Genomic DNA, 14693 nt, shown 5'->3' on the forward strand with positions numbered 1-14693 from the left:
CGACTGCCTCAGTGTTTTTGCAAAAAGCTGCCCAGTGCCAGGTCAAAGGCCTGGGGCACTTCGAGGTTGGACAGGTGCGAGGCCGGCACCGTCGCCAGCTCCGAGCTGGCAATGGCGGCATGCATGGCCTGGGCATCGGCCACCGTGGTAACAGGGTCGGCACTGCCACCAATCAGCAAGGTGGGGGTCTGGATGCGGGCGATATCGGCGCGCAGGTCTTCGGCGGCCAGGGCCTCGCAGCAGCTGGCATAGCCTTCGGGGGCAATGCCGGCGATCCAGGCCTGGGCGGCCCGCACCACCTGGGGCTGGCTGGCGATAAAGCCTTCGGTGAACCAGCGGCTGGGTGACGAGTCGGCCAGCGTTTGCATCGCTGCAGCGCCATTGGCACGCACCAGCGCGGCACGGTCGCGCCAGCTGGCTTCGGCGCCAATCTTGGCGGCGCTGTTGGCCACGGTGATGCTGCGCATGCGTGCGCCGGCATGCACGCCCAGCCAGAGCCCTGTGAGGCCGCCCATCGAGATACCGCAGAAATGGGCCTGGTCAATGCCCAGGCTGTCCAGAATGGCCAGCACATCGCCGCCCAGTTGTGCAAACTGGTAGGGGCCAGGGCTCACCACGCTGGCGCCGTGGCCCCGGGTGTCATAGCGCAGCACGCGGTACTGGCTGCTGAAGGTGTGGGCCTGGGCATCCCACATGTCCAAGGTGGTGCCCAGCGAGTTGGAGAACACCAGCACCGGCGCGCCCTCGGGGCCTTGCAGATCGATGTTGAACATGCCGGTCGCAGTGGTGATTTGTTGTGTTGCCATGGCGTTCTGTCCTTCAAAAAATGCCCCTGCATCGCTGCGCGGGCGTGGCTGCGCCAAGGTGGGCGAGGCAGCAGCGCGGGTGTTTTGGGGGGAGGATGGAGAGACGCGGGGGCAAGGCGCGGCCGTTGCAGGCCCGCGCTTGCCGCCGCTAGGGGCGTCAGACTTTTTCGAGGATCACGGCAATGCCCTGGCCCACGCCGATGCACATGGTGCACAGTGCGTAGCGGCCACCCAGTGCATGCAGCTGGTTGACGGCGGTGGTAGCGAGGCGTGCGCCCGATGCGCCCAGCGGGTGGCCCAGCGCAATCGCGCCGCCCCATTGGTTGACGCGCTGGTCGTCATCCGCAATACCCAGGTCGCGAAGCACGGCCAGGCCTTGGGCGGCAAAGGCTTCGTTGAGCTCGATGACATCCATGTCGGCCAAGCTCAGGCCGGCCAGCGCCAGCACCTTGCGCACGGCAGGGGCCGGGCCAAAGCCCATGATGCGCGGTGCCACACCGGCCGTCGCCATGGCCACCACACGGGCGCGCGGGGTCAGTCCGTATTGCTGGGCGGCTTCTTCATTGGCCAGCAGCAGGGCGCAGGCGCCGTCGTTCACGCCCGAGGCATTGCCGGCCGTCACGGTACCGCCTTCGCGCACCACGCCCTTGAGCTTGGCCAGCGCTTCGATCGTGGTGGCACGGGGGTGCTCATCCTGGCTGATCACCAGTGCATCGCCCTTTTTCTGCGCAATGGTCACGGCCACGATCTCGCGGGCCAGGTGGCCGGCGGCGATGGCCGCTGCGGCCTTTTGCTGCGAGGCCAAGGCCATGCGGTCCTGGGCGTCGCGTTCGATCTTGAAGTCGTCGGCCACGTTCTCGGCCGTCTCGGGCATGGAGTCCACGCCGTACAGCGCCTTCATCTGCTTGTTGACAAAGCGCCAGCCAATGGTGGTGTCGTAGACGGCATTGTTGCGGCTGAAGGCGGACTCGGCCTTGGGCATCACAAAGGGGGCGCGGCTCATCGATTCCACACCACCGGCGATCATCAGGCGTGCTTCGCCGGACTTGATGGCGCGGGCGGCCGTGCCCACGGCATCCAGGCCCGAGCCGCAGAGGCGGTTGACGGTGGCGCCGGGCACCTCGATGGGCAGTCCCGCGAGCAGGCTGGACATGCGGGCCACATTGCGGTTGTCTTCGCCGGCCTGGTTGGCGCAGCCGTAGATCACATCGGTCACGGCCGTCCAGTCCACACCGGGGTTGCGCTCCATCAGCGCCTTGATGGGCACGGCGCCCAGGTCATCGGTGCGCACACCGGCAAGCGCGCCGCCGTAGCGGCCAAAGGGGGTGCGCACGGCGTCGCAGATATAGGCGTTGGTCATGGTGGTCTCCTTGGATGAGTACAGATCGGCGCTGCGCTTAGAGCAGGCTCAGGCCAATCATTTTTTCGAGTTCGGCCTTGTCCAGACCGTCGACGGTGTCGATGAGCTTGAGGCCTTGGGGCGTGACCTCGATGGTGGCCACGTCGGTGTAGATGCGCTTGACGCAGCCAATGCCGGTCAGCGGATAGCTGCATTGCTTGACGATCTTGCTCTCGCCCTTCTTGGTCAGCAGGTCCATCATCACCCAGGTCTCTTTGGCACCAATGGCCAGGTCCATCGCGCCGCCCACGGCGGGAATGGCGCCGGCTTCACCGGTGCTCCAGTTGGCCAGGTCGCCGTTCTCTGCCACCTGGAAAGCGCCGAGCACGCAGATGTCGAGGTGGCCGCCGCGCATCATCGCAAAGCTGTCGGCATGGTGGAAGAAGCTGCCGCCCGCCAGCAAGGTGACGGGCTGCTTGCCGGCGTTGGTGAGGTCATAGTCTTCCTCGCCAGCGGCGGGTGCCGGGCCCATGCCCAGGATGCCGTTTTCCGACTGCAGGATGACTTCGCGGTCCTGGGGGATGTGGTTGGCCACAGCCGTCGGCTGGCCAATGCCCAGGTTCACGTAGGCGCCGTCATGGATGTCCTGCGCCACGCGGGCGGCCAGTTCGTCTTTCGTGCGTTTTTGGTAGCTGCTCATGGTCTTGTCTCCTGCTTCAGGCTGTTTTTTTGAATCCACCGGCTTGCGTGGCAACGCGCTCGATCTTGATGACCTGGTTGACATAGATGCCAGGGGTGACCACGGCCTCGGGGTCGAGCTGGCCCAGCTCCACGATCTCATGCACGGTGGCCATGGTGTACTTGGCAGCGGTGGCCATCACCGGGCCAAAGTTGCGCGCCGATTTGCGGTAGGTGAGGTTGCCCCAGCGGTCGCCTTGCTCGGCCTTGATCAGCGCCACATCGCCATAGATGGGGTACTCGAGCACATAGTGCTTGCCGTTGATCTCGCGCGTTTCCTTGCCCGCTGCCAGCTCGGTGCCGTAGGCGGTGGGGCAGAAGAACGCGCCGATGCCGGCGCCCGCAGCGCGCATGCGCTCGGCCAGGTTGCCCTGGGGCACCACTTCGAGCTCGATCTTGCCGCTGCGGTAGAGCTCGTCAAACACATAGCTGTCGACCTGGCGCGGGAAGCTGCAAATGATCTTGCGCACCGCGCCAGTCTTGAGCAGGGCCGCCAGGCCCGTGTCGCCATTGCCGGCGTTGTTGTTGACCACCGTGAGGTCGCGCGCACCTTGCGCGATCAGGCCATCAATAAGGGCTGCGGGAATGCCGGCGGTGCCAAAGCCGCCGATGAGCACGGTCGAGCCGTCCTGGACGCGGCTGAGGGACTCGGCAATCGAGTCCGAAATCTTGTTGATCATCTTGTCTCCTGGTTCTGTACATGGGTCGCAACAGGCTGCTGATCCCGCTGCGGAATGGTCGCGCTGCGCTGTGGCAGTGCCTGTACCGCGTGCGACAAATGCAATGCCGAGGCTGCCTGCGCGAGACTTGGGAATGCATTTGAGAGGATCGGCGGCCTTTGGTAGGGCTCTTGGATGAAATGTTCGTATATAGAACATTAGTTCGCTAAAAGAATTATAGACTGCCTGATAATCCGCTACCCGATGTCCCTGCGATTTGCTTTTGTATTGCCAGGGACCCGCTCCACGCCAACGACCAAGATTGCGGCCTATGAAAGAAGAAGACCCGACCCTCCGCCCCAGTGACAGCTATGTGCAGTCCTTCGCGCGCGGGCTGGAGGTCATCCGCAGCTTTGGCGCTGCCGCGCCGCGCCAGACCTTGACGGAAGTGGCCGAGGCCACCGGCATGACGCGTGCCGGGGCGCGCCGCATTCTGCTGACCTTGCAGACCCTGGGCTATGTGCGGGTGGAGGGCCGTTTGTTTGCGCTCACGCCGCGCATTCTGGATCTGGGCTTCGCCTATCTGTCGTCGATGCCGGTCTGGAACCTGGCCCAGCCAGTGATGGATGCGCTGGTCGAGCAGACGCACGAGTCCTGCTCCATCGCCGTGCTCGATGGCCAGGATGTTGTCTATGTGTTGCGCGTACACACGCACAAGATCATGAGCACCAACTTAGGCATGGGCTCGCGCCTGCCGAGTTTCTGGACGTCGCTCGGCCGGGTGCTGCTGGCCGAGCTGCCGTCGCAGGAGCTGCAGGCCTTGCTGCAGGGCCGCGACCGCACGCTGTTCACGCGCTTCACGATCCAGGACGATGCGCAGTTGCTGGCCGAGCTGGCCCAGGTGCGCGCGCAGGGCTGGTGCCTGCTCAACCAGGAGCTGGAAGAGGGCCTCACCTCGGTCGCAGCCCCCATCCGCAATGCCAGCGGCCAGGTGGTGGCTGCGATGAACATCAGCGGCCAGGCCAACCGCACGACACCCGAGATCATGCAGGGCGAGCTGCTGCCCCAGCTGTTGCAGGCGGCTGGGCGCGTCTCAGGCCTGCTGGGCTACCAGCCGGGTCGTGGCATGGGCGGCAAGATCGTGCCACGCTGCTGAGTGGCGGGCGCCGCTGCGCGCTTGGGCTCGGGCCTCATCGCTCCCCCATCGCTTTGATGCGCCCAGGCCGGTCGCAGGCTGCGGCTCGCCATGCCCTGGCCCCGGTAAGCCCTTTGTTGCAGGGGGAATTTCTCTGCTTCGAGCCGTGCCAAGCGCGGGCTGCGACTGCGCGCAGCCCGCCCATGCGCTGCAGTTGCGGCGTTTCTTAATACAACCTGAAGGCGGTCAAAGAAAGCTCCTACTGTGGGTTTGTTGCTGCCTCGCATTCGTTTCTTAAAGATATGTAAATGAGAACCATTTTCCTCTTTAAGATGTGCGAGCTTTTCCCGGTGGTAGCCAACCAGAGTGCGGATTCTCCCTGCGGTACAGCCAAACCGAACACATACCAAAGCGATACAAGGAACTGGAATGGCTTTCAAAACACAAGCCGTGGCAGCAGCAGTGGCGCTGCTGTGCACGGGCCATGCAGCGGCGCAGCAGGCGCCGGCTGAGACAACGCTGCAGGAAGTGCGCGTGCAGGGCGATACCGCAGCGGACGTGGGCTATGCAGCGCCTACGGCCAAGAGCGCCACCAAGATCGAAGCGCCGTTGCGCGATATTCCGCAAACGGTGAACGTGGTGCCCCAGCAGCTGATGCGCGACCAGGCCGTGCAGTCGATGCAGGACGTGCTCAAGGCGGTGCCCGGCATTGGCCTGTCGCATGGCGATGGCCAGCGCGACCAGGTGACGATCCGGGGCTTTTCGGCCATTGCCGACCAGTTTGTCGACGGCGTGCGCGATGACGCGCTGTATTTCCGTGACCTGTCCAATGTCGAGCAGGTCGAGGTGCTCAAGGGCCCGGCATCGGTGCTGTATGGCCGGGGCTCTTCGGGTGGCTTGATCAACCGCATCACCAAGAAGCCCGGCATTGACCGCAGCGAGGTGGGTCTGACCCTGGGCAGCTGGAACCAGCGCCGGGGCGAGTTTGACCTGGCACGCGCGCCGCAGGACAGCATCGTCTCCTACCGCCTGACCGGCGCCATCGAGCGCGCCGACAGCTACCGCGACCAGCAGTTTCTGGACCGCAAGGCGCTGGCCGGCTCGGTGCAGTTCAAGTTCAGTGCGGACACGCAGTTGCTGCTGCAGGCCGACTACCTCAAGGACAGCCGCCTCACTGACTTCGGCATTCCCGCCTTCCAGGGCCGGCCGGTCAACGTGTCGCCCCGCACCTACTTTGGCGCGGCCAATGCACGCGATACCGATGTCAGCACCTCCGAGGTGTATTCGGCATCGGCCACCTTGAGCCACCGCTTCAACGACAGCCTGAGCCTGCGCAATGTGCTGCGCTACTACGACTACAGCCTGGACCGCAGCAACACCCTGGTTGGCTCGGTGAATGAGAAGGCGCAGACGGCGACCCTCAACCGTGGCCATCTGGAGCGTAACGAGCACGGCTTTTTCAACCAGCTGGAGTTGACGCAGAAGCTGGATCTGGCGGGCATGCAGCACCAGGTGCTGTACGGGCTGGAGCTGGGCCGCCAGAACAAGGGCCTGCTGAGCATCAGCCAGAGCAATGTGGGCACGGTATCGCTGTTCAACCCGGTGCTGCCGGTTGTCTCGCCGGTGCTGACGGCTGCACCGTCTGCCAACAACGACAGCGTCTTCAGCGTGGCCAGTGCTTATGTGCAGGACATGGTCACCCTGGCCCCGGAATGGAAGCTGCTGGCCGGCGTGCGCTATGACCGCTTCCGCCAGGAAACCGACAACTACACGCCAGGCAGCGTCAACCTGGGCCGCACCGATGTGGCCTGGAGCCCGCGCGTCGGCCTGGTCTACCAGCCCAGCAATGCGCTGTCGTACTACGTGTCGTTCAGCAAGTCCTTCCAGCCCTCGGGCGAGACCTTTGCGCTGGCTGCCAACAATGCCCAGCTGGCGCCTGAGAAAACCAGCAGCCGTGAGGTCGGTGTGAAGTGGGATCTGCTCGACGGCAAGGCCAGCGCCAATGCGGCGCTGTTCGAGATCGAGCGCACCAATATCAAGAGCGTGGACCCTGTGACCAACACCTTGGTGCCCCTGGGCGTGCAGCGCACGCGCGGCCTGGAGCTGAGCTTTGCCGGTGACCTGTCGCAGGGCTGGCAGATCTGGTCGGGCTATGCCTACCTGCTCAGCGAGATGACCTCGTCGCCGGCAGTGGACGCCGGCCAGGCCGTGCAAGGCAAGCGCGCCACCCTGACGCCCAAGCACAGCGCCAATATCTGGGTCACCAAGGCCCTGGGCCATGGCTTTGGCGCCGGTGGCGGCATCAGCTATGTCGGTGCGCGTTTTGCCAACCCTGGCAATACCGTTGTGCTGCCAGGCTACGCCACCTTGGATGCCATGGCCTACTACCGCCTGAACAACGTGGACCTGCAGCTCAAGCTCAACAACCTCCTGGACAAGCGCTACATCGTAGCCGGCCACGGCTCCTCGCCCAATCTGAACCTGCCGGGCGCGCCGCGCTCGGTGCAACTGGTGGCGCGTTACCGCTTCTAAGCTGCAAGGCTGGTATGGAAAAAGGCCATCTGCCCATGGGGTGGATGGCTTTGTGTTGTTAGTAGTGCTGTGACAGCTTGGGGCAGCCCCTGTGCGCTAGGTGGCTGCGAGTGGGGGCAGATGCTGCCATTGCGTAGTGCATAGGGCACAGCGTTGATAATGGAGCGGCTTTTCCTCTGTCGTCCTTTGCTGACGTTTTCACCATGGCCCGCCTTCCCCGACTCAGTCTTCCCGACATGCCGCACCATGTGCTGCACCGGGGCAACAACCGGCAGACGGTCTTTGTCGATGACGAGGATTCCCAGCACTTCAGCGACTTGTTGCGCCAGCTCGCGCAGACCCACCTGGTGGCAGTGCATGCCTATGTGCTGATGCCCAACCATTTCCATCTGCTGATAACACCCCAGACCGAGCAGGGCCTGCCGCTCTTGATGCAGGCGCTTGGCCGGGCCTATGTGCGCTATTTCAATGCGCGGCATGGGCGCAGCGGCACCTTGTGGGAAGGGCGCTACCGCTCGACGGTTGTGGAGCCGGCCACGTCGTTGCTGCAATGCATCATCTATATCGATTCCAACCCGCAGCGCGCAGGCCTGGTCGCCAAGGCCGAAGACTACCCTTGGTCCAGCTGTGCGCACCATTTAGGTGCAAAACCGATGGCCTGGTTGCGCGATCCGGCGGCCTTCTGGGCGCTGGGTAACACCCCCTTCGCGCGGGAGGCGCGCTATGCCCAAATGCTCGCTTATGGCTTGTCGCAGCGTGAGTCCGGGGCGCTGACCGATGCCGTGCAAGGCGGCTGGGCGATGGGCAGCGAGGACTTTGTGCAGTCTTTGCAGTCCAAAACGGTGCGCAGGCTGCACAAAAAGAGTGCGGGACGCCCGCGATTGGTAGATCCCTCCGCCGATTGAATTGAAAATGTCATATAAATCAACGATAATTTTGCTATTTTTAATATGACCCCAATTAATTGTTGAGAAAAATCATTTGAAAATAATTAGTATCTGACCCCAAATAAAAAACTTGCTCGGGTATTGCCAGCTGCTCTACATTGACCTTCCCGCGATAGATTATTTGAAGGATTGCGCCATGTCGGCTTCTGCACGCGAGCACATGCAAGCTCAGGGTCTGTATGACCCGACTCTGGAACACGATGCCTGCGGCGTCGGTTTTGTGGCCCACATCAAGGGCCAGAAGAGCCATGCCATCGTGACCCAGGCTCTGAAGATTCTGGAGAATCTGGACCACCGGGGTGCGGTGGGTGCCGACAAGCTGATGGGTGATGGCGCCGGTATCCTCATCCAGTTGCCCGATGCGCTCTACCGCGACGAGATGGCCGCCCAGGGCGTCAAGCTGCCGCCGTTTGGCGAGTACGGCGTGGGCATGGTGTTCCTGCCCAAGGAACATGCATCGCGTCTGGCCTGCGAGGAAGAGCTCGAGCGCGCCATCAAGGCCGAAGGCCAGGTGCTGCTGGGCTGGCGCGATGTGCCGGTCAACCGCGAAATGCCGATGTCGCCCACGGTGCGCGAAAAAGAACCGGTCATCCGCCAGGTGTTCATCGGCCGTGGAGCCGATGTGATCGTGCAGGATGCGCTGGAGCGCAAGCTGTATGTGATCCGCAAGACCGCCAGCGCGGCCATCCAGAACCTGCAGCTCAAGTACAGCAAAGAGTACTACGTGCCCAGCATGAGCAGCCGCACTGTGATCTACAAGGGCCTGCTGCTGGCCGACCAGGTGGGCACCTACTTCCGCGATCTGGAAGACGAACGCTGCGTCTCGGCGCTGGGCCTGGTGCACCAGCGCTTCTCGACCAACACCTTCCCCGAGTGGCCGCTGGCCCACCCTTACCGCTATGTGGCGCACAACGGTGAAATCAACACCGTCAAGGGCAACTACAACTGGATGCGCGCCCGCGAAGGCGTGATGAGCTCGCCCGTGCTGGGCAACGATCTGCAAAAGCTCTACCCGATCAGCTTTGCGCACCAGTCCGATACGGCCACTTTCGACAACTGCCTGGAGCTGCTGACCATGGCGGGCTACCCGCTGGCCCAGGCCGTGATGATGATGATCCCCGAGCCATGGGAACAGCACGCCACGATGGATTCGCGCCGCCGCGCTTTCTATGAATACCATGCCGCAATGATCGAGCCCTGGGATGGCCCAGCATCGATCGTGTTCACCGATGGCCGCCAGATCGGCGCCACCCTGGACCGCAACGGCCTGCGTCCTGCCCGCTACTGCGTGACCGACGATGACTTCGTCATCATGGGCTCCGAATCGGGCGTGCTGCCCGTGCCCGAGCACAAGATCGTGCGCAAGTGGCGCCTGCAGCCGGGCAAGATGTTCCTGATCGATCTGGACCAGGGCCGTCTGATTGATGACGAAGAAGTCAAGTCCTCGCTCACCAATGCCAAGCCCTATATGCGTTGGATCGAAGACCTGCGCATCCGCCTGGACGATGTGGAAAAGCCCGTGGCTGGCGAATCGCAGATCGACCAGCAGGCCAAGGCCTCGCAAGAGTTTGGCGCCGTTGCCGATGAGCAGCAGTCGACCGAATTGCTGGACCTGCAGCAGGCCTTTGGCTACACCCAGGAAGACATCAAGTTCCTGATGAGCCCGATGGCCGCCAACGGCGAAGAAGGCATTGGTTCGATGGGCAATGACAGCCCGCTGGCTGTGCTCTCGGACAAGAACAAGCCGCTGTACAACTACTTCCGCCAGATGTTCGCGCAGGTGACCAACCCGCCGATAGATCCGATCCGTGAAGCAATCGTGATGAGCCTGGTGTCCTTTATCGGCCCCAAGCCCAACCTGCTGGACATCAACCAGGTCAACCCACCACTGCGCCTGGAAGTGACCCAGCCGGTGCTGGACTTCACCGACATGGTCAAGCTGCGCAACATCCGCTCGCACACCGCCGGCAAGTTCAGCTCGGCCGTGCTCGACATTACCTACCCGCTGGAGTGGGGCAGTGAAGGCGTCGAAGCGCGCCTGGCATCGCTGTGCGCGCAAGCCGTTGATGCGATCAAGACCGGCAACAACATCCTGATCATCAGCGACAAGGGTGTCAGCAAGGACCGCGTGGCCATCCAGGCGCTGCTGGCGCTGTCGGCCATCCACCAGCACCTGATCCGCGAAGGCCTGCGCACCGCCTGCGGTCTGGTCGTGGAAACCGGCACCGCCCGCGAAGTGCACCATTTCGGCGTGCTGGCCGGCTACGGTGCCGAAGCCGTGCACCCCTACCTGGCGCTGGAGACGATCACCTCGATCCACAAGCACCTGCCCGGCGATCTGTCGGCAGACAAGGCGATCTACAACTACATCAAGGCCATCGGCAAGGGTCTGTCCAAGATCATGTCGAAGATGGGTGTGTCCACCTACATGTCCTACTGCGGTGCGCAGCTGTTCGAGGCCGTTGGCATCAACAGCGAAACCATCGACAAGTACTTCACCGGCACCTCCAGCCGCGTCGAAGGCCTGGGTGTGTTCGAGATCGGAGAAGAAGCCATCCGCCGCCACAAGGCTGCCTTTGGCAACGACCCGGTGCTGGCCACCATGCTGGACACCGGTGGTGAGTACGCCTGGCGTGCCCGGGGTGAAGAGCATATGTGGAGCCCCGATGCGATTGCCAAGCTGCAGCACTCGACCCGCGCCAACAGCTTCAACACCTACAAGGAATACGCGCAGCTGATCAACGACCAGAGCAAGCGCCACATGACCTTGCGCGGCCTGTTTGAGTTCAAGATCGACCCTGCCAAGGCCATCCCGGTCGAGCAGGTCGAATCGGCGGCCGAGATCGTCAAGCGCTTTGCCACCGGCGCCATGTCGCTGGGCTCGATCAGTACCGAAGCCCATGTGACGCTGGCCGTCGCGATGAACCGCATCGGCGGCAAGAGCAACACCGGTGAAGGTGGTGAAGACCCTGCCCGTTACCGCAATGAGTTGAAGGGCATCCCGATCAAGCAGGGCGAGTCGCTGGCATCGATCATCGGCAAAGACCAGATTGAATCGGACTACGTGCTGCAAGAAGGCGACAGCCTGCGCTCGCGCATCAAGCAAGTGGCATCGGGCCGCTTTGGGGTGACGGCCGAGTACCTGGCCTCTGCGGACCAGATCCAGATCAAGATGGCACAGGGCGCCAAGCCCGGTGAAGGCGGTCAGCTGCCTGGCGGCAAGGTGACCGAGTACATCGGCAAGCAGCGCTACTCGGTGCCCGGTGTGGGCCTGATCTCCCCTCCGCCGCACCACGACATTTACTCGATCGAGGACCTGGCCCAGCTGATCCACGACCTGAAGAACGTCGCCACGCATTCGGCGATCAGCGTCAAGCTGGTGTCCGAAGTGGGCGTGGGCACGATTGCTGCCGGCGTTGCCAAGTGCAAGGCCGACCATGTGGTGATCGCCGGCCATGACGGCGGCACGGGCGCATCGCCCTGGTCGTCGATCAAGCACGCAGGCTCGCCTTGGGAAATCGGCCTGGCCGAAACCCAGCAGACCCTGGTGCTCAACGGCCTGCGCAGCCGTATCCGGGTGCAGGCAGACGGCCAGATGAAGACCGGCCGTGACGTGGTGATTGGCGCGCTCTTGGGCGCCGATGAGTTCGGCTTTGCCACCGCACCGCTGGTGGTCGAAGGCTGCATCATGATGCGCAAGTGCCACCTCAACACCTGCCCGGTGGGGGTGGCCACGCAAGATCCTGAGCTGCGCAAGAAATTCAGCGGCAAGCCCGAGCATGTGGTGAACTTCTTCTTCTTCATCGCCGAAGAAGCGCGCCAGATCATGGCCCAGCTGGGTATCTCCAAGTTCGACGATCTGGTGGGCCGTGCCGACCTGCTGGACATGAAGGCCGGTATTACCCACTGGAAGGCCAAGGGCCTGGACTTTGGCCGCCTGCTGGCCCGTGCCGAAGTGGCGGATGATGTGCCGCTCTACCACACGCAAAACCAGGACCATGGTCTGGAAAAGGCCTTCGACAACATCCTGATCGAAAAGTCGCGCCCCGCCATCGACAAGGGCGAGCGCGTGAAGATCCTGGAGACCGTGCGCAATGTGAACCGCACTGTGGGCGCCATGCTCTCGGGCGCGGTGACCAAGGTGCATGCCGAAGGCCTGCCTGACGACACCATCCACATCCGTGTCGAGGGCACGGGCGGCCAGTCGTTTGGCGCCTTCCTGTGCAACGGCATCACCTTGTACCTGGTGGGGGATGCGAACGACTACACCGGCAAGGGCCTGTCCGGCGGCCGCGTGGTGGTGCGCCCGAGTCTGGATTTCCGTGGCGAAGCGCACAAGAACATCATCGTGGGCAACACCGTGATGTACGGCGCGACCACCGGTGAGGCTTTCCTGAGCGGCGTGGCTGGCGAGCGCTTTGCGGTGCGCCTGTCGGGTGCGACGGCGGTGGTCGAAGGCACCGGTGACCATGGCTGCGAATACATGACCGGCGGCACCGTGCTGGTGCTGGGCAAGACCGGCCGCAACTTTGCTGCCGGCATGAGCGGTGGCGTGGCCTACGTCTATGACGAGGACGGCCAGTTCGCCAGCCGCTGCAACACCACGATGGTCACGCTGGACAAGGTGCTGACGCAGGCCGAGCAAGAGGCCAGCATCGACAAGGGTGTGTGGCACAACGGCCAGACCGACGAAGCACAGCTCAAGCGCCTGCTCGCCGACCACCTGCGCTGGACCGGCAGCAAGCGTGCCCGTGATCTGCTGGACAACTGGGCGGAGGTGCGCAGCAAGTTCGTCAAGGTGTTCCCGACCGAGTACAAGCGCGCGCTGGGTGAGATCCATGCCCGCGCCGAAGCCAAGGCGCAGGTCGTCAAGGCCAAGACCTCGGCCAAGAAGAGTGTGGACGCCGCCGCGAAGTGAGGCCCCTGGCGGCCCTGCCGCCAAGCACCCAGCCCCTTATTAATGACCACGATTGCTGTCCCCGCCAACGCGGCGCGGGCAGCAGCCAAGCAAGAGATCCGATCATGGGAAAAGTCACAGGCTTTATGGAATTTGCGCGTATCGACGAGGGTTATGCACCCGTTGAAGACCGCCTCAAGCACTACAAGGAATTTGTTGTTGGCCTGAACTCGCAGCAGGCCAAGCAGCAAGGCGCCCGTTGCATGGACTGCGGCACGCCGTTTTGCAACAGCGGCTGCCCGGTCAACAACATCATTCCGGATTTCAACGATCTGGTGTACCGCGCCGATTGGGCGGCCGCCTTTCATGTGCTGGACTCGACCAACAACTTCCCCGAGTTCACCGGCCGCATCTGCCCCGCGCCTTGTGAAGCGGCCTGCGTGCTGAACATCAACAACGACCCGGTGGGCATCAAGTCCATCGAGCACGCCATCATCGACCGCGCCTGGGAAGAGGGCTGGGTGCAGGCGCGCCCCGCCAAGCACCAGAGCGGCAAGAAAGTGGCAGTGGTCGGCTCCGGCCCTGCCGGCATGGCGGCGGCCCAGCAGCTCGCCCGTGCAGGCCATGCGGTGACCCTGTTCGAGAAGAACGACCGCATCGGCGGCCTGCTGCGCTACGGCATCCCCGACTTCAAGCTCGACAAGCTGCACATCGACCGCCGCGCCGCCCAACTGCAGGCCGAAGGCGTGACCATCCGCACCGGCGTGCTGGTGGCTGGCAAGGACGGCCTGGGCAAGGACAGCAAGGTCACCAACTGGGCCAAGGAAACCGTCTCGCCCGAGCAGCTCAAGGCGGATTTTGACGCGGTGCTGCTGACCGGTGGATCCGAGCAGTCGCGCGATCTGCCGGTGCCCGGCCGTGACCTGGACGGCGTGCACTACGCAATGGAGTTCCTGCCCCAGCAAAACAAGATCAATGCCGGCGACAAGCTCAAGGGCCAGATCCGTGCGGATGGCAAGGACGTCATCGTCATCGGTGGTGGCGACACCGGCAGCGACTGCGTGGGCACCAGCAACCGCCACGGCGCCAAGAGCGTCACCCAGTTCGAGGTGATGCCCATGCCGCCCGAAGAGGAAAACAAGCCCCTGGTCTGGCCCTACTGGCCGATCAAGCTGCGCACCAGCTCCAGCCACGAAGAAGGCGCTGTGCGTGAGTTCGCGATCTCGACCAAGACCTTCAACGGCGACAAGGGCAAGGTCAAGAGCCTGACCACCGTGCAGGTCGAGTTCAAGGACGGCAAGCTGAGCGAAGTCAAGGGCACAGAAAAGGAATGGCCTGCCGACCTGGTGCTGCTGGCCATGGGTTTTGTGAACCCCGTCTCGCCCGTGCTGGAAGCCTTTGGTGTCGACAAGGACGCCCGTGGCAACGCCCGTGCCACCACCGATTTCACTGGCGGCTACGCCACCAATGTGGACAAGGTGTTTGCCGCCGGCGACATGCGCCGTGGCCAGTCGCTGGTGGTCTGGGCCATCCGCGAAGGTCGCCAGGCCGCGCGCGCCGTCGACGAGTACCTGATGGGCTGGAGCGATCTGCCGCGCTAAAACCGGTAGCCACTCACCCACCCACGACCGCAGCCGAGG

9 protein-coding genes are annotated in these 14693 nt (G+C 63.5%); 5 read left to right on the top strand and 4 right to left on the bottom strand.

Going from position 1 to position 14693, the window contains the following annotated elements; translation table 11 throughout:
• Positions 1-8 precede the first annotated feature (8 nt).
• The 4 genes from pcaD to ACPEE1_RS05350 all read right to left on the bottom strand — a co-directional run bounded on the left by pcaD (position 9) and on the right by ACPEE1_RS05350 (position 3563).
• Positions 9-806 (bottom strand): 3-oxoadipate enol-lactonase, encoded by a 798-nt coding sequence (gene pcaD / locus ACPEE1_RS05335; protein ID WP_182343512.1) that lies wholly within the window; start codon positions 804-806, stop codon positions 9-11.
• Between the two features lie 157 nt (positions 807-963).
• On the bottom strand, positions 964-2166 hold the full coding sequence (gene pcaF, locus ACPEE1_RS05340) for a 3-oxoadipyl-CoA thiolase (protein ID WP_116926442.1): 1203 nt from the start codon (positions 2164-2166) through the stop codon (positions 964-966).
• Between the two features lie 37 nt (positions 2167-2203).
• Positions 2204-2845, bottom strand: a complete 642-nt coding sequence (locus ACPEE1_RS05345; RefSeq protein WP_116926441.1) for a 3-oxoacid CoA-transferase subunit B — start codon at positions 2843-2845, stop codon at positions 2204-2206.
• Positions 2846-2861: 16 nt separating this feature from the next.
• Positions 2862-3563: a 3-oxoacid CoA-transferase subunit A gene (locus tag ACPEE1_RS05350; RefSeq protein WP_423935464.1), complete on the bottom strand. Its 702-nt coding sequence runs from the start codon at positions 3561-3563 to the stop codon at positions 2862-2864.
• 310 nt (positions 3564-3873) lie between these two features.
• Between ACPEE1_RS05350 and ACPEE1_RS05355 the strand changes: the two genes are divergently transcribed.
• From ACPEE1_RS05355 to ACPEE1_RS05375, 5 genes are all read left to right on the top strand, one after another.
• Positions 3874-4698: an IclR family transcriptional regulator domain-containing protein gene (locus tag ACPEE1_RS05355; RefSeq protein WP_423935466.1), complete on the top strand. Its 825-nt coding sequence runs from the start codon at positions 3874-3876 to the stop codon at positions 4696-4698.
• A gap of 408 nt (positions 4699-5106) precedes the next feature.
• Positions 5107-7209 (top strand): TonB-dependent receptor, encoded by a 2103-nt coding sequence (locus ACPEE1_RS05360; protein ID WP_182343510.1) that lies wholly within the window; start codon positions 5107-5109, stop codon positions 7207-7209.
• Positions 7210-7412: 203 nt separating this feature from the next.
• Positions 7413-8114, top strand: coding sequence for a transposase (locus ACPEE1_RS05365; RefSeq protein ID WP_423935468.1), 702 nt, complete (start codon positions 7413-7415; stop codon positions 8112-8114).
• A 178-nt stretch (positions 8115-8292) separates the two neighbouring features.
• Positions 8293-13074 (top strand): glutamate synthase-related protein, encoded by a 4782-nt coding sequence (locus ACPEE1_RS05370; protein WP_423935470.1) that lies wholly within the window; start codon positions 8293-8295, stop codon positions 13072-13074.
• 104 nt (positions 13075-13178) lie between these two features.
• Positions 13179-14654: a glutamate synthase subunit beta gene (locus ACPEE1_RS05375; RefSeq protein WP_116926436.1), complete on the top strand. Its 1476-nt coding sequence runs from the start codon at positions 13179-13181 to the stop codon at positions 14652-14654.
• Positions 14655-14693 lie beyond the last annotated feature (39 nt).

The sequence above is a fragment of the Comamonas sp. 23 genome (genome assembly GCF_049601575.1).
GTDB lineage: Bacteria > Pseudomonadota > Gammaproteobacteria > Burkholderiales > Burkholderiaceae_C > Comamonas > Comamonas squillarum.